Source organism: Paraburkholderia phytofirmans PsJN (assembly GCF_000020125.1).
Taxonomy (GTDB): domain Bacteria; phylum Pseudomonadota; class Gammaproteobacteria; order Burkholderiales; family Burkholderiaceae; genus Paraburkholderia; species Paraburkholderia phytofirmans.
On sequence record NC_010676.1, the window covers coordinates 1,322,368 to 1,341,277 of the forward strand.

Annotated in this window: 17 protein-coding genes and 1 pseudogene; 5 read left to right on the forward strand and 13 right to left on the reverse strand. The window is 63.1% G+C overall.

All coding sequences use genetic code 11. The annotated features are described in order from the left end of the window. Window positions 1–18 precede the first annotated feature (18 nt). Window positions 19–897 carry a glutathione-dependent disulfide-bond oxidoreductase gene (gene yghU, locus BPHYT_RS25630; protein ID WP_012427029.1) on the forward strand — a complete coding sequence of 293 codons (879 nt, stop codon included), beginning with the start codon at window positions 19–21 and terminating at the stop codon, window positions 895–897. Window positions 898–1,121: 224 nt separating this feature from the next. On the opposite strand, the pseudogene BPHYT_RS39720 reads toward yghU, so the two are convergent. The 7 genes and pseudogenes from BPHYT_RS39720 to BPHYT_RS25660 form a co-directional block, all read right to left on the reverse strand. Beyond that, a pseudogene (locus tag BPHYT_RS39720) lies at window positions 1,122–1,257 on the reverse strand (IS110 family transposase); the annotation flags it as partial. A gap of 163 nt (window positions 1,258–1,420) precedes the next feature. Next, on the reverse strand, window positions 1,421–2,317 hold the full coding sequence (locus tag BPHYT_RS25635) for an oxidoreductase (RefSeq protein WP_012427030.1): 897 nt from the start codon (window positions 2,315–2,317) through the stop codon (window positions 1,421–1,423). Between the two features lie 199 nt (window positions 2,318–2,516). Beyond that, window positions 2,517–3,851, reverse strand: coding sequence for an MFS transporter (locus tag BPHYT_RS25640; RefSeq protein ID WP_012427031.1), 1,335 nt, complete (start codon window positions 3,849–3,851; stop codon window positions 2,517–2,519). Between the two features lie 91 nt (window positions 3,852–3,942). Further along, entirely contained in the window at window positions 3,943–4,836 is an 894-nt protein-coding gene (locus tag BPHYT_RS25645; RefSeq protein ID WP_012427032.1) for an NAD(P)-dependent oxidoreductase, read from the reverse strand. Continuing rightward, window positions 4,833–6,599, reverse strand: a complete 1,767-nt coding sequence (ilvD, locus tag BPHYT_RS25650) for a dihydroxy-acid dehydratase (RefSeq protein WP_012427033.1) — start codon at window positions 6,597–6,599, stop codon at window positions 4,833–4,835. Before ilvD ends, BPHYT_RS25645 begins: the two co-directional genes overlap by 4 nt. A gap of 111 nt (window positions 6,600–6,710) precedes the next feature. Further along, a complete protein-coding gene (locus BPHYT_RS25655) occupies window positions 6,711–7,511 on the reverse strand; it encodes an SDR family NAD(P)-dependent oxidoreductase (protein WP_012427034.1) in 801 nt (266 codons plus the stop codon). Window positions 7,512–7,513: 2 nt separating this feature from the next. After that, complete coding sequence (locus BPHYT_RS25660; protein ID WP_012427035.1) at window positions 7,514–8,872, reverse strand: MFS transporter; 1,359 nt, start codon at window positions 8,870–8,872, stop codon at window positions 7,514–7,516. 204 nt (window positions 8,873–9,076) lie between these two features. Between BPHYT_RS25660 and BPHYT_RS25665 the strand changes: the two genes are divergently transcribed. Then, a complete protein-coding gene (locus BPHYT_RS25665; RefSeq protein ID WP_012427036.1) occupies window positions 9,077–10,051 on the forward strand; it encodes a LysR family transcriptional regulator in 975 nt (324 codons plus the stop codon). 117 nt (window positions 10,052–10,168) lie between these two features. Here BPHYT_RS25665 and BPHYT_RS39480 read toward each other — a convergent pair whose 3' ends face one another. The 6 genes from BPHYT_RS39480 to BPHYT_RS25690 form a co-directional block, all read right to left on the reverse strand. Further along, window positions 10,169–10,297 (reverse strand): hypothetical protein, encoded by a 129-nt coding sequence (locus BPHYT_RS39480; RefSeq protein ID WP_274378475.1) that lies wholly within the window; start codon window positions 10,295–10,297, stop codon window positions 10,169–10,171. A 109-nt stretch (window positions 10,298–10,406) separates the two neighbouring features. After that, on the reverse strand, window positions 10,407–11,285 hold the full coding sequence (locus BPHYT_RS25670) for an isocitrate lyase/PEP mutase family protein (protein WP_012427037.1): 879 nt from the start codon (window positions 11,283–11,285) through the stop codon (window positions 10,407–10,409). A 31-nt stretch (window positions 11,286–11,316) separates the two neighbouring features. After that, window positions 11,317–12,729 carry an MFS transporter gene (locus tag BPHYT_RS25675; protein WP_012427038.1) on the reverse strand — a complete coding sequence of 471 codons (1,413 nt, stop codon included), beginning with the start codon at window positions 12,727–12,729 and terminating at the stop codon, window positions 11,317–11,319. 78 nt (window positions 12,730–12,807) lie between these two features. Next, window positions 12,808–13,512, reverse strand: coding sequence for a GntR family transcriptional regulator (locus tag BPHYT_RS25680; RefSeq protein ID WP_012427039.1), 705 nt, complete (start codon window positions 13,510–13,512; stop codon window positions 12,808–12,810). 158 nt (window positions 13,513–13,670) lie between these two features. Continuing rightward, window positions 13,671–14,207: a DinB family protein gene (locus tag BPHYT_RS25685; RefSeq protein ID WP_012427040.1), complete on the reverse strand. Its 537-nt coding sequence runs from the start codon at window positions 14,205–14,207 to the stop codon at window positions 13,671–13,673. Further along, window positions 14,204–15,013 carry a GntR family transcriptional regulator gene (locus BPHYT_RS25690; protein WP_012427041.1) on the reverse strand — a complete coding sequence of 270 codons (810 nt, stop codon included), beginning with the start codon at window positions 15,011–15,013 and terminating at the stop codon, window positions 14,204–14,206. Before BPHYT_RS25690 ends, BPHYT_RS25685 begins: the two co-directional genes overlap by 4 nt. Window positions 15,014–15,069: 56 nt before the next feature. On the opposite strand from BPHYT_RS25690, the gene BPHYT_RS25695 reads away from it, so the two are divergent. The 3 genes from BPHYT_RS25695 (at window position 15,070) to BPHYT_RS25705 (ending at window position 18,861) form a co-directional block, all read left to right on the forward strand. Continuing rightward, window positions 15,070–15,801: an enoyl-CoA hydratase/isomerase family protein gene (locus BPHYT_RS25695; protein WP_012427042.1), complete on the forward strand. Its 732-nt coding sequence runs from the start codon at window positions 15,070–15,072 to the stop codon at window positions 15,799–15,801. Between the two features lie 127 nt (window positions 15,802–15,928). Next, on the forward strand, window positions 15,929–17,329 hold the full coding sequence (locus BPHYT_RS25700) for an MFS transporter (protein ID WP_012427043.1): 1,401 nt from the start codon (window positions 15,929–15,931) through the stop codon (window positions 17,327–17,329). Between the two features lie 20 nt (window positions 17,330–17,349). After that, complete coding sequence (locus BPHYT_RS25705; protein WP_012427044.1) at window positions 17,350–18,861, forward strand: aldehyde dehydrogenase; 1,512 nt, start codon at window positions 17,350–17,352, stop codon at window positions 18,859–18,861. Window positions 18,862–18,910: the final 49 nt, after the last annotated feature.

Consider the following 18,910-nt stretch of genomic DNA (forward strand, 5'->3'; position numbering starts at 1 on the left):
GCAGCGATGGAGAACAGCATGGCAGATTCTCACGACTATATTCCCCCGAAGGTCTGGACCTGGAACAAGCCCAGCGGCGGCGCCTTCGCGAACATCAACCGGCCAATCGCCGGGCCGACGCATGAGAAAGTGTTGCCGGTCGGGCGCCACCCGCTGCAGCTTTACTCGCTGGGCACACCCAACGGCGTGAAGGTCACGATCCTGCTGGAGGAACTGCTCGCGGCCGGCTATGCCGGCGCCGAGTATGACGCATGGTTGATTAGGATCGGCGAGGGTGAGCAGTTCGGCAGCGGTTTCGTGGACATCAATCCGAACTCGAAGATCCCGGCACTGCTGGACCGCAGCGGGCCGAAGCCGGTCCGCGTGTTCGAATCGGGCTCGATCCTGCTGTATCTGGCCGAGAAGTTCGGGGCGTTCCTTCCGAAAGACGTCGAGACCCGTACCGAGACGCTGAACTGGCTGTTCTGGCAGATGGGCAGCGCGCCGTATCTGGGCGGCGGCTTCGGCCACTTTTACGCCTATGCGCCGATGAAGATCGAGTACGCGATCGACCGTTTCGCCATGGAAGTAAAGCGCCAGCTCGACGTGCTCGACCAGCGCCTTGCTGGCAACGAGTATCTTGCCGGCGATGAATACACCATCGCCGACATGGCGGTGTTTCCCTGGTACGGCGGTCTCGTCAAAGGCTGGCAATACGGTGCGGCGGAATTCCTGTCCGTGCAGGACTACGCGAACGTTCAGCGCTGGGCCGACATGCTTCTTGCACGGCCAGCCGTGAGACGCGGCCGCATGGTCAACCGGACGAGCGGCGATTTATCCGGCCAGCTTCGCGAGCGGCACGACGCCAGCGATTTCGAGACCACGACTCAGGACAGGATAGAAGGGGTGCACCCATGAAGGTCGAAGGCCTAAGAGCACGGCGGCGAGCCGTCTCGTAACGGGTGACTCGCACCGCAATCTCATTCAGGTGTTGCTGACGATGACTGGCTTTTGGCTTACGCAAAACGTGCTCGGCCTTTTCGCGCCAAGCGGTGTCTTGTTAAAGACACTCCATCTCACGCCATTTCAAATGACCGTCGCCGTTGATGCGAATCCGGACTAGTTGCTGACGCGTGCCGGGGCTGGGTGGCTTCCCAGATCGCCGCTGCGTCAGCCGCATCATTCTTGTTCGACTTGACGAACGGTCGCATGAACTAGGCTGCGATGAGCCGCCCGTCGTAGCACACGACGGGCGCTGCCGCAGGGTTCCATGACGAGGGTCTGGTATCCAAACGATGCTGCCATCATGGGTTCGTCCATGGACCCACACAGAAATGTTCTGACCACTATCCGGCGTCCTGCGGAAAGGCGGAAAACGCGTGTATCTCCTGTTGCGTAAGTACGGCCGACATTACAACGATCACAACCAACGGCAGTAGCTCTAGCCCGGTCCGTCGCTCGCGGCCGCCAGAAGTGGCACGACAAGATCGCTGATCGGTGTGGGAATGCCGTGCAATCGACCGCGCTGCTGCACGACCCCATTCCGGCTCTCCCATTCGAGAGGACGTCCACCTAGGCGGTCGGCGAGGATGGACGTACCCAGGTCGGGCGGGGAGTCACGAAATCCATCGACGATCTCTTGCGGGACCTCGTCGCCCAACGTCGCACCCTCCGCGCGGGCAACCTCAAGACATTCACGTAGATAGGCCAGAGACAGCGTGGTGATATCGGTTCGGGAAAACATACCCGCGCGGCGACCTGTCAGAACCATTAAACCCGCGACAGCGTTCTGTAGAAGCTTCCGCCATGCCACGGACGTGAAATCCGCCGCTATGTCGACCGAAACTCGTGTGCCGCGCAGCGCCGCCAACACGACGGCGATTCCCGGCGTGTCCGGCAGCGTGAGGCGCGGTTTGCCGCGCAGCCACACCGAGGCGTCCGGATCGCGTTGAGCGGGAAACCATACCACCGAAGGCAGCACCGGGTTGCCGGACAGATATGGCGCGACGAGCGCTTTCTGGTCGACACCGTTTTGCAGCATGCAAACGACCGTCTTGTGACTGCATAGTGCAGAAAACCACGGGGCCGCCGCTTTCACCTGTGTCGACTTGACTGCAACGAGAACAAGGTCGAAGGTATTTTTGATCTCCGCCGGATCGGTCTGCGCCGGACCCGGTACAACGATACGGCCGCCGTCGAAGCGCAGTTCGAGGCGCTCGTGCGCCGTGCGTCCGCAAACCGTCGGTGTGCGTCCGGCCTCATGGAGCGCTGCCGCCACGGTCGTGCCGATTGCCCCCGGACCAACGACGGCGACGCTTGGATTTTCAGAGATCGTCATTACTATACTGTCCTGATCTGGGTGGCCCACCGCCTTGTCGCTTCGCGAACTTCCGTCGCTGTATAACTTCGCACGCACCGCGCCGCTCGCGTGGCCGCCTGTGACATCGCGGGACACGCCGGCGCAACGCCCGTCGGATATAACTGGTCAGGCCTTCGATCCGAGTGCGGCGCGACGGTGAACCCGGTGGCTCTATAGATCATCGGCTGTTCATAGCCGTCGCCGGGGCGTCCGGCGCCGCGATTTTCCCACTCAGTGCCTTCAGCCCGAACGTCGCCACGAACGTTAGCAACGCACACGCAACCATGAAATAGCCCGGCGCGGCTAGATCGCCTGTACGACTGATCAGCCATGTGCCGATTAACGGCGCGGTGCCGCTGAAGAGGGTGAAGCTGAGATTGAATGCGAGCGCGACGCCGCTAAAGCGCACGCGCGTAGGGAACATATCCGCGATGATGCAGGCAAAAGTACCGTTGATCAGCGCCGCGCCCAATCCGCCAAGCAGCATCAGCACGATCAGATCCATCTGGTGACTGACTGCCGCGTGATAGAACGGCATCGTCAGGATGATCAGCAGCAGAGCGCCTGCGCGCATCAGATGGCGGCGCGGCATGCTGTCCCCGATCCGCCCGACGATCAGAATGCCGATCGACGCAGTCGCCAGCGCCACGTTCTGACCTAGCGCGACCTGGTGCGGATCGTAGTGCAGCACCTTGTCCAGATACGCGGGCATGTGCGCGAACAGCAGGCCGTTGTAGCCGGCCGTCGCGCACGTCGTCAGAATGCCCAGCACCACGGGCCGCCAGTGCTCGCGCAGCAGTTCGGCAAACGGGTGCTTCGAGGCGAACTGCTTCATATGCGCGAATTCCGGCGTTTCTTCGAGCTTGCGGCGCAGCCAGAAACCGAGCAGCCCGATCACGCCACCGAAGATGAACGCGAAGCGCCAGCCGTAAGCCGCGACGTCATCCGGCGTCAGGACGGCATGTACGCCCAGGTTCACGGCCGCCGCGAGCAACACGCCAGAGTTGACGCAGAAGAACACGATCCCGCAGACGAAGCCCGCGCGCCGCGGGACGGTTTCGACCACGTAGGTAATCGACCCGGGCAGTTCGCCGCCAAGACAGAATCCCTGCACGAGCCGCAGCAGGATCATCGTGAAGGTTGCGGCGATGCCCCAGCTCGCGTAGGTCGGCACGAGCCCCATGCCGATGGTCGACAGCGACACGATGATCACCGAGACAATGAACACGCGCCGTCGCCCGAAGCGGTCGCCGAACCAGCTGAGCACCGCGCCGCCGACGGGCCGCGATAGATAGCCGATCGCGAACACCGCGAACGACAGCAGCAAGGCCATCATCGGATCGAGCATCGAAAAGAACGCGCGGCCGATGAATTGCGCGAACACACCATAGACGACGAAGTCGTAGAACTCCAGCGCGCCGCCGAGACTCGCGAGGATAATGAGCCGCCACTGACCCGCCGTCAGGCGGTTGAACGAGGCACTGCGTACGTTGACCGCTTCGAGGTTCTGCATCGTGTCTCCAGATGCATGGCTTATCTATAGATCCGGCGCGTCTGCCATGCAGCGACGGCCGGTGTTCGCTAGAAACCAGAAACCCGCTCTGTCATTCGGGCGTGGCCGTTTGTAATCCGACCGTCGCGATCTGCGAAATATCGGCGTCGCCGAGACCTTGCTCGACCGCCTGCGTCAGCCAGCGCCGCACTAACGCTGCGACCGGCAGCGTCGTATCGCTCTCGCGCGCCAGCGACTCGACGGCATCGAGGTCTTTCAGCATCGTGCGGATCGTGCCGGAGGCCTGCGCAGGTGGCACGATCATGCGCGGCATCAACGTTTGCAGCAGTACCGAATCAGCCCAGCCGCCGGCGAGCGCGGCGGGAATCCGCGCCGTGTCGATGCCGGCATGGCGGGCGAGGCGGGTCGCTTCGGCGAGCGCCGCGATGGTCGTCATCACGATGGTCTGATTCGCCAGCTTCGTGGCCTGTCCCGCGCCGCTGCCGCCCATGCGCGTGACGCGCGCGGCGTAACCACGAAGGATCGGCGTCAACGTCTCGATCAGCGTGGCGTCGCCGCCCGCCATGATCGCGAGCGTGCCTGCCGCAGCGCCGGACGTGCCGCCCGACACCGGCGCGTCGATCCAGTCGCCGCCGGTCTGTTCGCGCCAGCGCCGTGCGAAGGCTCGGGTTTGCGACGGCGCGAGCGTCGAATGATCGACCAGCGTGGCGCCGCGGCGCGCGCGGTTTGCGAGTCCGTCGACGCCGAACGCCACCGCCTCGACCGCCGCCGCGTCCGCCAGACATAGCATCACGATGCCGGCGCCGGCCGCGACCTGAGCCGGCGACTCGCATGCCACGCAATTCGTCGCCGACGCCTGCAATGCCGCAGCCTTTTCGTTCGAACGATTCCACACTCGCAGCGCGTGACCCGCATCTGCGAGACGCTGCGCCATCGGCCAGCCCATCTTGCCGAGCCCACAAAAACCGAGGCGAGCGCTGGTCATGCGGCGGCTCCGTCGTCGCCGGGCGTGGGTTCGTCGTATGGCCATTCAACGTTGCCCGAATGCGTCACCGCGCCGAGATGCGCGGGCCGCACCAACGCTTCGTATTTTTCGAGCACCCCCGCGAGCCGGCGCGACGCGCGCGCTGGCGCGTCGGCGCGGCGACGGGCGAGTTCGTCGTCGGACAGGTCGACGCGCAGAATGCCTGCGCGCGCGTCGATATGCACGCGGTCGTCATTGCGCAACAGGCCGATCGGGCCACCCGCCGCCGCTTCCGGGCCGACATAGCCGATGCACATGCCACGTGTCGCGCCCGAAAACCGACCGTCGGTCAACAACGCCACTTTCTCGCCCATGCCCTGACCGTAGATCGCTGCTGTCACACCCAGCATTTCGCGCATACCGGGACCGCCTTTCGGCCCTTCGTTACGGATCACGAGCACGTCGCCTTCGCGGTAGTCGCGCGCCGCGACAACCGCCATGCAGTCTTCTTCGCATTCGAATACACGCACCGCGCCCGTGAACGAAAGCGATTTGAGCCCGGCGATTTTCAGACATGCGCCGTCCGGCGCGAGGTTGCCACGCAGGATCACGAGTCCGCCGTTTTCGCCGAGCGGCTCGTCGCACGGACGCACGACGATGCCGTCCGGTCCGCTGAACGCGCTCAATGCTTCGGCGAGCGTGCCGCCGCCGAACGCGGGCACATCGCCATGCAGGAAGCCGCCTGCCAGCAGCGCGTTCAACACGGCCGGCACGCCGCCCGCGTGATGCAGATCCTGCGCGAGATAGCGGCCGCCTGGTTGCAGATCGCCGATCAGCGGAATTTTCGCGAACACGCGTTGCACGTCGTCCAGCGCGAAGCGAATGCCGGCCTCGTTCGCGATGGCCGGAATGTGCAGCGCGGCATTGGTCGAACCGCCGGTCGCGGCAACTGCCGCGCAGGCGTTCTCCAGGCTTTCCATCGTAACGAGATCGCGCGGCAAGGGCCCGCCTTGCGTCAGGATACGCATGACTGTCTCGCCGGCGCGGCGCGCAATCGCAATCCGTTCGCTGTAGACGGCGGGCACCATCGCGGAGCCCAGCGGCGCGAGGCCAAGCGTTTCCGCGACCATCGCCATGGTATTCGCGGTGAACTGGCCGGGACACGATCCGGCAGTCGGCGTGCATTGTTTTTCGATGGCGTCAAGTTGCGCGCGGCTCATGTCGCCACGCTGCGTGGTGCCGACCGCTTCGATTGTCGTGAGAATCGTCGACTGGCGTTGCAGGCCGGTGCCGGCGCCGCCGGGCAACTGACCGGGTGCGACGCCGGGCAGCATTGCGCCGCCGAACAGGAACACACCGGGCACGTTGACGCGCACCATGCCCATCAGGATGCCGGGCAAGGTCTTGTCGCAACCGGCGACGCCGATCAGTGCGTCGTAGTTATGCGCACGCACGAACAGTTCGACGCTGTCCGCGACCACTTCGCGCGACACGAGGCTCATCCTCATGCCGGAGTGATTCATCGACGTGCCGTCCGACACCGAGATCGCCGAGCCGCGGATCGGCACGCCACCGCCCGCTGCAATGCCGAGGCGCACGTTGTCGGAGACCTGGTTCAGCGACATCGAACACGGGGTGTTCTCGCCGAACGTATCGACGATCGCGACGAACGGCTTTTGCATGGATTCGTCGTCGAGGCCGGTAGCGCGAAGGAACGCGCGATGCGGCGCGCGGGTGACGCCGTCGGTCACCCTGCGCGAGCGATGTTTGTGCAGATTGGTCATGTGGGAAAGTCCGTTTTCTCTTGAAACTCGTGCAGTGCTCAGGCGATGGTTCGTTCAACTGCGCGCACCGCCAACTGCCGTCCGTTGCCGCTCAACTTTGCTCAACTTCGCTCAACCGCCGTTCAGCAGCAAGCCGTTTTCCGCGGCGATCACCTGGCCGGTCATGGCGGGCGCCTGCGTCGCGAGAAACCAGGCCAGGTCCGCGATTTCGGCGGGCATCGACACCCGTTTGAGCGGCGCCTGTTCGGTCATTCTGGCTAGCACGCCGTCATAGGCTTGCGGGTCGAGCACGCGCAGCAACAGGCCGTCGTCGACCATGCCGGGCGCGATCGCGTTGACGCGGACATGCGGCGCGAGACTGCGCGCAAGCGAGAGCGTCAGCGTATTCACCGCGCCTTTCGACGCCGCATACGCGATCGACGACCCGGTGCCGTTCAGGCCCGCCAGCGACGAAATGTTGACCACGCTGGTACTGCGTTTCACCGTCGATAGACCGGCCGATTCGCGCAGCAACGGCACTGCTGCGCGGGTCATCTGATACAGCCCGATCAGGTTCACGCGGTACACGCGCTCGAACTCGACAGCGTCGATCTCGTCGAACGCGTTGTGCGCAATCACGCGGGTCGTGCCCGCGCAATTGATCAGCGCGTCGACACGTTGCCAGCGGCTCGCCACGGTGTCCATCGCGCGGCGGCAGTGCGCATCGTTGCCGACATCCGCGTCGAAAATCAGCGTAGACGCGCCGGCGTCGCGGCAGGCCGCTTCGACGGACAGCGCTGTTTGGCGCGTGCTGTCGTCGAAGTTGCCTATGGCCACCGACCAGCCCGCCTGCGCGAAGCGCAGCGCGGTCGCCGCGCCGATGCCCGAAGCCGATCCCGTCACCACGCAGACGGGGCTGCTCGATTGCGTCATATTCATGTCCTCTGTGGAATGCTGGAATTAGGCGCGCTCGCCGAAGCAGCGCAAACGCGCTTGAGTGGCATGCGCAGCACGATCGCCGCGCCGATCAACAACGCCACGGCGATAGCGAGCATTCCCGGCAACAGCTTGCCGCCGCTCAGATCGGACAGCCGTCCGACGATGAACGGACTCACGAAGCCGGCCAGGTTGCCGGTGCAATTGATCACGGCGATCCCTGCCGCCGCGCCAGCACCGCCGAGCAGAGCGGTCGGAATCCCCCAGAACACCGGCGCGATCGAATTGATGCCGATAGCCGCGACGACCAGCGCCGCGATCGACACCGCGACGTTCGACGCAAACAGCACTGAAGCAAGCAAACCGAGCGCGCCGATCGCGCAGCAGACCGCGACATGCACGCGGCGTTCGTCGTGGCGATCAGCGTGGCGGGCGATCAGCACCATCGCGACCACGCTGATCAGCGAGGGCACCGCCGACAGCCATCCGATGTTGGCCAGGCTGGCAACACCGCTTGCCTTGATGATGGTCGGCACCCAGAACGCGAGGCCATAGTTGCCCATTGCGATGCAGAAGTACAGCAGCCCGAGCAGCCACACGCGCTTGCTGGCAAAAGCGCCGCGCGCTGAGGTTTCGGTGCGCGTGATCGCGTCGCGGGCGAGATCGGCGGCAAGGCGCGATTTTTCGTCGGCGTTCAGCCAGCGCACGTTATCGATCCGGTCGTGCAATACGAAGAACGCCGCAATGCCGACCGCCAGCGAGCCGATTCCCTCGACCAGAAACAGCCAGCGCCATCCGGCAAGACCATAGGTGCCCGCGAAATGCGCCATCAGCCAGCCCGACAACGGACCGCCGATCGCGCCGGACACCGGAATCGCGGTCATGAACAGCGCGATGATCTGCGAGCGCCGTGTCGAAGGAAACCAGTTGGACAGATACAGCAAAATGCCCGGAAAAAATCCCGCTTCGGCGACGCCGAGCAGAAAGCGCATGACGTAGAACGATGTCGGACCGTTGACGAACATCGTCAGGCCCGACACGAGTGCCCACGTGACCATGATCCGCGCAATCCAGCGGCGCGCGCCGACGCGGTTGAGGATCAGGTTGCTCGGCACCTCGAAGAAGAAATAGCCGACGAAGAAAATGCCCGCTCCCGCGCCGTACACCGTTTCGCTCAGCGAAAGGTCGCTCAACATTTGCAGCTTGGCGAAGCTGACGTTCACGCGGTCGATGTACGCAACCACGAATGCGAAAAACAGAAACGGCACGATCCGCCGCGTCAGTTTCGCGTAGAGCAGGGCGTTGTGAGGATCGGCCGATGCAAGGCACGGCTCGGGTCCGAAAGAAGGGACGCTCATGGTCTGTCTGTCTCCAATGCGCGTGCTCGGCACGCGGTCTCATCATTTGTGTGCGGTCCTCGTTTTAGACCGACGGGACCGTTGCCTTCTGGCGGCAGTGTCGAAAGGGTAGTCGTGTTGCAGGTATTGCCGCAAATCACGATTTCGGAGACAGTTATAACCGTAGAGTTATGTCGAGCCGTATTTTCGGGGAAAACCCTTGTCATGCAAAACAACGATCCGATCGAACGTTTCTTTCGCAGCGGGCTCAAGCTGCCGCATCTGCGCATCCTCGTAAGCCTTGCGGAGCTTGGTCAGGTCACGCGCGTCGCGGCGGCGTTTCATGTGACCCAGCCTGCCATCTCGAAGCAGATCGGGGAAATCGAGGAGGCGCTCGGCGTGCAGGTCGTGAATCGAGTCGGTAATGCGCTGGAGTTGACCGGGATCGGCCAGGTGATCGTGGGGTGCGGGCGCGAAGTCTTGCGCCATATTGAACTCGCGCGCCGCGATGTCAGCGCGCTTGCGTCCGGCACCGGCGGCCATGTCCGGGTCGGCGCCGTGGTGACGATCCCCGAGCCGCTGGTCACTAACTCGGTGCAACTGTTCATGCGGCGCGCGCCGTCGGCGTCGCTTTCGTTCGCGGAAGCCACGCTCGACCGGTTGATCAAGATGCTGGATGATGGCGACCTCGACATCGCTCTTGGCCGCAACCGGATTGCGACCACGCAGAAGACGTTGCGACAGGAGGTGGTCCATCGCGAGCCGTTTGTATTCGTGGTCGGCGCGCATCACCCGTTGGGAGATCTCGGGCGCCAGGTGACGTGGGATGATTTAGGCGCGGCTCGCTGGATCACGCCGATGCACGGGTCCCCGGCGTACGCAACATTGGTCGAGACGCTTGCCGCGAACGATATTGCAGTGGGCAGCGGCGCGGTCGAATCGAGCGCGTTGGCGTTGAATATTGCCTTGATACGCAGCGGCGATTTTGTTTCGATCTTGCCGATGTCCATAGCGAAGCCTCACGCAATGCGCGGCAGCATGCGGGTGCTCCCGTTGCCGCCGTTGGAGCCGCTGGGTGAAATCGTGGCTTACTGGCGCGACGATTCGAGCTCGCCTGCAGCGAAGTTATTCAGTGCGTGCCTGAGAGAGGTGGCCGGGGAGTTGATGAATGAGCCGGGCGCGACGGTGCGGCTCGAGTGAGTTCAGGACAAGTGGCTGAGCTGGCTGTGGTGCAATTCCGATGCACCGATCTGTTACCCTCAATCTTTTGACGGTCACGAGCCGCGATTAGCAAGCTGAAAGACATCGACGGGTTATTCAACGGACATCATTTCGACCGCGACCGGTCCGCAAGCGCGGCCCTCGATGATAGTCGTCGACATAGACATAGACATAGACATAGACATCGACATCGACGAGCGTGCCGGCGCCGCTGCGGGTTTCCACTCTTGCGGTTCCATCGATGAAATTCGGCCCGACAATTCATCGGCCGCTCAAGTCTCGCGCGCTACGCGCAGCAAAAAATGATAGTGACCGCGAGGCGCAGATCGATGTCCTAGTCAGCATGTGCGCGATCGAACGCCCACACTTCGGGGAAACCCATTAATTCGCACATCTCGGAGAACGGATACATTGCGTCAACCGCGGCTACCGTGCTTCTGTGCGCCAGAATTTGTCCGTACATCTCTTTGAGCGCCTTTGCGACGGCCAGGAAGCCCGAAGCAGGATAGATCGCGAGAGAGAAGCCGAGCTTTTCCAACTCACGGGGCGCAAGTTGCGGCGTGCGTCCACCTTCCACGATGTTCACCAGCAACGGAACATTGAAGGTTCGCCCGATCGTTTCGAGTTCCTCGATACTTTCCGGCGATTCGATGAACAGCACATCCGCACCAGCCTTCGCATACGCCTCGCCACGACGCAGCGCTTCATCGAGGCCTAAGGATGTGCGGGCATCGGTGCGTGCGACGATCTGGAAATCGCGATCGCTGCGGCTTTCCGCGGCGACCTTGATTTTGCGCACCATATCGTCGACCGGGATGACACGCCGCCCCGGCGTATGGCCGCATTTCTTCGGGAATTCCTGATCTTCGAGTTGAATGCCTGCCGCTCCCGCTTGCTCATAACCCCGGACGGTGTGCGCGACGTTCAGTAATCCGCCGTAGCCCGTGTCTGCGTCGCAGATCATCGGCGTGTTCGTGCCGCCGCAGAATGCCGCGACGCGGTTGACCATGTCGGTGTAAGTCGCGAGGCCTGCATCGGGCAGACCGAGATACGACGCTACGGTGCCGAAGCCCGTCATATAGAGGCACTCAAAGCCCATCGAGTCGGCGATCTTCGCGGAGATCATATCGAAGATGCCGGGCGCGGTGACGATCTCGTTGCGCGCGAACCGCGCTTTCAGCGCTTGACGCTTGCTTTGCTGTGTGACGCTCATACGTGTCCTGTTTAACGAGTGAAGTGAAGTTTCAACGTTGCGATTGATGTGAAAGCGAGGACGCCGGTAGTGCATCGTTCGCGTCGATCGCAGGCGCAATGTCCTCGAGTGAGCGTCGATTCGTTTCGATCCCGAACACTGCAAGGACGACCGCCAGCACGACCAGCGCGCCGATGATCATCGTCAGCACGTCTTTCACACCGCCCGTGGCGTACATCATGACAACGAGTTGCGGCGCGAAGATGCCTGTAATGCGCCCGGCGCAACCGGCGATGCCGCTTGCCCGCATGCGGTTCTCCGTGGCAAAGAGCTCTGGGATGTAGGTCGCAATGCCCAGTGCCACCATCAGATACGTGAGCGTGAACAGCAGGAAGCCGAGCAGCGTCGCCATTTGGATGCCGGTCGAATGCCCGTACAGCCAGCCGACCACCGCCGCGAGAGCGGACACCGCGATGAGCCCCTTCTTGCGCCCGATCCTGTCGGCGAGGAGTACGCCTAGCAGTGCGCCTGCGGGTCCGCCGAGCGACATGAGCGCCGTATAGCCCAGTGAAGACGCCATACCGATGCCCTGTTTCATCAGGAACGTCGGCACCCACACGATGAAGCCGTAGATCACCATATTGATCGCAACCTGCACGACGATCGACACGAACAGGCGGCGAATCTGCGAGGGCCCGAAGAGCTCCAGTACGGTGGTTTTCCTGGTAGCGGCGGGCGGCGCACTGACGACGGGCGGCAACGTTGAATTGCGCGCCGATTCCTCCTCAGCCGCGCGCAGGATCGCTTCGGCTTCCGCGTAACGGCCTTTCGATTCGAGCCAGCGCGGTGACTCGGGCATCTTCTTGCGAAGGACCCACACGACCATCGCGCCGGCGCCGACGACCGCGAACATGGCGCGCCAGCCGATCGACGGAATGACCAGATAGCCGAGGAAGGTCGAGAAGAACAGCGCCGAGTTGGTGATGAGCGACAGATACGCTGACCATTTTCCGCGCACGGCGGGCGGCATGAATTCGCCGATCGATCCGTAGCCGATGACGATCTCCGCACCGAGGCCGAGGCCCATGAAAAAGCGGCACACAATCAGCCACGTCATGTTCGCCGCAAACGCGCCGGCGATCGACGCCAGACCGAACATGGCGAGATTGAATTGATACGTAAACTTGCGGCCTTTCGCGTCACCCAGCACGCCGGCGGTAAAAGCGCCAATCAACATCCCGATGAACGTCGACGACAGGAATGCCGCGTTCAGGTTCATTGTCGACCAGCCGGTCTTTGCGAGCGCGCCGAGCACGCCGCCGGCAAGGTAAATGTCGAACGAATCGAGGAACATGCCCCCGCCGATCAGCCACAGTACGCGCTTGTGAAAGCGCGAGATCGGCAATCGGTCGAGACGTGCACCGGCGCTTACAGGGCTTACGGTTGGGCTATCGGTGCTCGGCATGTGTCGTCTCCAGTATGGTCGTCGTCGCGACTATCGAATGACTGCTCGTAATGCGGTTGCTGCCCGAAGGACGTTGAATCAGGGGGTGGGTTGCCCCCGGTTGGGGCGGTCGAGCACTGCGTTTTCAGCGGCGAGGATATGGCAACGCATGGCGGCTTCCGTCCACGCGGCGTTGCGCTGCTTGAGCGCGCAAACAATTTCGAAATGCTGACGTGCGCTGCGTGCGCGGTCGTCGTCGCTATACGTGCCGAACGTCCACTTGATGAGTGGCGTTTCCTTCATCGACCTGAGCGAGCGGTCGAGCCGCGAGTTGTTCCCGGCAGCCGTGATAATTGCGTGGAATTCTGCGTTCGCGCTGAACCAGGCTTCGCTGGATTCAGGCGTGGATGGGCGGTGTGTGATTTCGAGCATTGCGTCGGCCAGCGTCTGCAGACGCTCGATGTCGGAGACGCCGATGGACAACGCCGCGCGTCCCGCGAGATAGGGCTCGACCAGAAGACGCGCCTCGAATATTTCGCGTGCATCCTGCAAGGTCCACGCTTTCACGCGCACGCCGTAGTTCGGGCGCGTTTCAACCCATCCGTCGGCATCGAGACGCCGTAACGCTTCGCGTACCGGCGTGCGGCTCACCCCCAGACTTTTGGCCAGCTGTTCCTCGCGCAGATATTCACCCGCGCCGTATTGGCCGCTGGTAACCGCGTCCTTGATCGCGGCGTAGACATCGTCCGGCGAACGCGCTGGTTCATCCTTAATTGTATGCAATGTCGTGAGTTTTGACGCCATGCAGACCCTCGAGTCGGCTTTGCTTGACGACATTGTATGCAACTATTCGATTGGTTCGATGTAGAGGATTTCCCGCAGTACGGGCTTTTACGCTCTGACACGGGGCAATGCCCATAGCTCTGCATTGTCGAACCCGGCTTGCTCGAGCCAGCCGTCCATCAGGCCTTGAACCCGCGCTCCGGATGGCTTGCAAGAAACACCGGCAGGTCGGTGGCGGGTGGCTTGGCAGGCACTTCGAAGAACATTTCGCTCGCCCAGCCGCGGTGATACGAAGCGTGATTTACCAGATGCATGAACATCGCGCCGCGCGACATGATGGAACGCTCGCCCGATATGAACGCGAACGACAGTTCTTCCGCCAGCGAAGCGTCCGTCTGCGCATCGGCCCACTGTTCGAACCACGCGTTCAGTTCCTGCTGCGCGCGGCGCAGGTCGCCGAGCTCCGCGTGCATGACTACGTTGCGCGCCTTGAAGCCGTGCTCCTTGCGTTCGAGATGCGCCTTCCAGATCAGATCGACCACATAGTTATGGTTCAACGTACCAATGATCGTTTTGAACAACGTCTGCCGTGTCTTGCCGACTTCACCGGGTGGCAGTGCCTCGGCGGCGTCGAACAGGACATTGTCGGCCCATGTCCGGTAGCGGGAAAGAATGCGGGCACTCTGGGTATTCAGCATGACGGGTATCTCGATCATTCGTCGGTTTCGTTCAACACGTCCAGCGCTGCGCGGCATGCGCCCGCCAGTTGCTCACGCATCAAATCCTGCACATTCGACGCGCGGTTCACAATCGCATCGCGAATCTTGACCGACTGACCGAACGACGCCTGCATGCGGCCACCGCGCGCCATCGCGATACGGCGCACACGCCGCACTGGCCCGATCAGGCCCGCGTGGCTGTCCTGCAGCGTGCGATTGTCGGCGATGGTCATGACGATCGAGTAGAAGCGGTCCAAGGCGTCGACATAACTCGCCGGATCGTCCGCATTCACGCTTGCCTGCATGGCCGCGACCACGTCGTCGAGCTGTGCGGTGCCGAGCGCAGTGATGCGCTCGGACGCGAGTTGCACCGCGAGGCATTCGAGCGCGGCGCGAACGGTGTAAATCTCTTCCACGTCGCGCGCAGTCACCGCGCGCACAAACGCGCCCACGCGCGGCAGCACCGTTACCAGGCCTTCGCGTTCGAGTTGCGCGAAGGCTTCGCGCATAGGCGTGCGGCTCACGTTCAACTGCTTCGCGACTTGCACTTCTGAAAGACGGCTGCCCGGTGCGAGCACGCCCTCGACGATCGCCTCGCGCAATGCGGGCACCACTACGCCTTCGCTCAGCGAGCCGCTGGACGCGTGGATTGTGCGCAAACGCGAATGGTATTTGCTGCCGATCTTGTCGAGCGTGGGAGCGCCCGCATGCGCGGCCGCTCTCGCGCTGGTTTGCGCACCCTGTGCGCGCTTCGATACGGCGGCGGCCGGCTCGCGTTTCACCGCGTTTTTGCTGGTAGGCATTGACACCTCGTGATCCTGTGAATACGCTGTATACAGATTATACATGAGGAGACGATATGGATCGCAGTCCATTGCCGCAGCCGGTTTTGATCGAGCGCGCGGGCGACGTGCTGAGTTTTACGCTGAATCGCCCGGAGGCGGGCAACGAGATTTCCGGTCCCATGTTCGATGCCATGGCGGCCGCGCTGCGCAGCGAGGCCGCCGAGCCGAGCGCGCGCGTTTTGCGCATTCGGGCCAGTGGCGACACGTTCTGCACCGGCCGCGAGCGTGCCGGGCGAGACGCTGTTTCGATCCGGGCGGAAGTCGCGCGGCTGATCGAACTGAAGCGCCTCTTGCGCGGCGCCACGATGATTTCGTTGGCTGAAGTGCAGGGCGACGCGCACGGCTTCGGCTTCGGGCTCGCGATTCTCTGCGACTTCACGCTGGTCTCTTCGCACGCAACGCTGGCCTTTCCCGAGATGCGCAAGGGCCTGCCGCCCGCCGCGATCATGGCCTACGTGGGCCGTTACGCGTTACCCAAGGCGCTGTTTCCGATGGTGCTGTTCGGCGACCCGATCACGCCCGCCGCCGCGTTGCAGGCCGGGCTGATCACGCAGGTCTGCGAGCCCGCGGCGCTGCGCGAGGACGCCGACGCGCTTACCGATCGCATCCTCTCTCTCGACGATGCGGGCGCGCGCCAGTGCAAAGCGTTCTTCCAGGCGGCCGAGGAAAGTTCGATCGAGCAGAACTTCCGCAGCGCGACCGACATGCTGACTGTCACCAGCCTGCGTTTGATGCAGGCGCGCTGAGCGCGAGCATATCGGCAGACTGCGAGCATCGCAGTCCAACTACGGCGCGTGCGAAATGAACGGCACGCCCCAAGGCGGCCGCTTTGCGCGGCGCGCCGACAGCAACCATCTTGCATGGGAGCAAGACATGAACGTCAACGCAGGGCTACGGCTCGATCGTTTGCCGATGTCGGGATTTCATCGGCGCATCATGTGGTTGATCGGCATTGGTATGTTTTTCGACGGCTTCGACATCTATGTCGCGTCGACCGTGCTCGGTGCAACGCTCAAAACAGGTTTTTCCACACTCGGGCAGAACGCGTTATTCGTATCGCTGACTTTTGTCGGCATGATGCTCGGCTCGCTCGGCACAGGCTTTCTCGGCGATCGCTTCGGCCGCCGCTTTACCTATCAGGCGAATCTCGCGATCTTCGGCCTCGCATCGCTCGGTGCGGCGCTCGCGCCGAACATGAGCGTGCTGATTGCGTGCCGCTTCGTGATGGGGCTCGGACTCGGCGCGGAGAACGTGGTCGGCTATTCGACACTGACCGAATTCGTCCCGCCGCAAAAACGCGGCAAGCTGCAAGGGCTCATGGCCGTGTTCGTGGTGTCCGGCTTGCCGGTTGCTGGGTTGATCGGCCTGTTGCTGATTCCGGCATTCGGCTGGCGCGCGATGTTCGTTCTGGGCGGGTTCGGTGCGCTCGGTGTCTGGTATGCACGCAAGTCGTTGCCGGAGTCGCCGCGCTGGCTCGAATCGGTGGGCCGTCACGCCGAGGCGGACGCGATCCTGCGACGCATCGAAAGCGAAATCACCGACGCGCGCGGCGGTCAACCGCTGCCACCTCTTGCTGCTGGAAAGACCTCCGCACCGGCCGCTGCATTGATGTCCTTCGGTTCGCTGTTTAGCGGCACGATGCTGCAACGAATGATTGTCGGCTGCGTCACGCTGGTGGTCATCAATACTCTGCTGTACGGCTTTGTCACCTGGCTGCCGACGTTCTTCGTGCATCAGGGCTTCAGCATCGCAAAGTCGTTCGGCTTCGCGCTCGTCATGTCGATCGGCGCGCCGATCGGTTCCGCCATCGGCGCGTTGACGGCGGACTCGTGGGGTCGCAAACCGACCATCATCGGCGCGTCGTTCGCGGCCATCGTGTTCGGCGCGATCTATCCGTTCGTTTCGAATCCGCTGCTGCTGCCCCTCATCGGCCTGTTGCTGACCATTCCGATCTACGTGCTGGTGGCGCTCCTGTTCGCAGTCTATGTCCCTGAGCTTTTCCCGACCGAAGTCCGGCTGCGCGCCTCGGGAATCTGCAACACGTTGGGACGTGGTGCGACGATCGTCACGCCGTTCATCGTGGTCGCTCTGTATGCGCAGCACGGCATTGTCGGCGTACTGGCGTTGATGATCGGTTTGCTTGCGATCCAGATCGTCGTCGTGGCGTGGCTCGGCGTGGAGCCGACCGGCCAGCGTCTCGAGGATCTGCAACCCGCCGACTTACACACACACGATGCACTGCACGCCGACGCGCACGCATCGTCCCTCAAGTGAACCCACTGGAACTGATCTCTATGGACTCGTTGAATCCGCAGCATCTCGACGCGCAGCTTTTCATCGACGGCGAATGGACCCAGGCCGAGACCGGCCGCACGCTCGACATTGTCAATCCGGCGAGCGGCGAAGTGATCGGCACGCTCGCGGCCGCATCGGCACAGGATGTGGACCGCGCAGTGCACGCTGGCCATCGTGCGTTCGAAGGCGGTGCGTGGCGCGACATGCCGATCCAGCAGCGCGCGCGGGTGCTGAACCGTTTTGCCGATCTGTTCGAAGCGGACCTCGAACAGTTCTACAAGCTCGAGACCTTGAACAACGGTCGGCCAATCTCCGAGACCCGCGCGCAGATTTCGCGGCTGCCGCAGTTTTATCGCTATTTCGCGGCGCTCGCGCTGACACGGCGCAGCGACGTGATTCCGATCGAAGGGCCGTACCTGTGCTACACGCAGCGCGTGCCGCTCGGCGTGGTCGCGCTGATGACGTCGTTCAATCATCCGCTGATGATTCTGTCCAAGAGCCTCGCGCCGGCGCTCGCGACGGGCAATAGCGTGGTGATCAAGGCATCCGAACAGACCCCGCTCACAACGGTGCGGCTGGTGCGTCTGCTGAACGAAGCCGGCGTGCCGAAGGGCGTCGTCAATGTGGTGAACGGCGAAGGGCGCGAGGCGGGCGCGTCGCTCGCACAGCATCCGCTGATCCGTAAGGTCGTATTCACGGGTGGCACGGAAGTCGGCCGTTCGATTGGCGAGGCGGCGGCGCGCAGCTTCGCGCTGACCACGCTCGAGCTAGGCGGCAAGGGTGCGGTGATCCTGTTCGATGACTTCGACATGGAGCGCGCGGTGAACGGCGCGGCGTTCGCGGCGTTCATCGGCGCGGGGCAGACCTGCGTGTGCGGCGCCCGGATTCTGGTGCAAAGGTCGATTTACGCGGAGTTTCTCGAACGTTTTCGCGTCAAGGCGGCGGGCATTCGTGTGGGCGATCCTGCCGATGTAAAGACGCAGCTCGGCCCGGTCATTTCCGAGCGCTCGCGCCAGCGCATTCTTGCCATGCTGGAGCGCGCGCAGAAGTCAGGTGCGAAGCTGTTGACGGGCGGTGGCGTGCCGGCCGGTCTGAAGCAGGGATTCTTTATCGAGCCGACCGTGCTGTTCGATGTGGATCCGCATTCGGAGATCGGTCAGGATGAAGTGTTCGGTCCGGTCACTGTCGTGATGCCGTTCGACGACGAAGCGCACGCGCTGCGCATTGCCAACGATACGCAGTTCGGCCTTGCCGCTTCCGTGTGGACGCAAGATGTCGCGCGCGCGCATCGGGTGGCGGGCAGGCTCGAATTCGGCATGGTGTGGGTCAACGATCACCACCGGCTCGATCCCGCTTCGCCATGGGGAGGCTTCAAGAATAGCGGCGTAGGACGCGAGACGGGTATCGAATCATTCGATCAGTTCAGCGAGCCACGCGCGGTGACGATCAATACGAGCGGTAAAACCGTCGACTGGTATGCGGACGATGGGGAGTTGAAGCGCTTGAACTAATCGATCTGCGGCGACTGCAGCAACGTCGCGGACAAGCGTTTCTCTTATG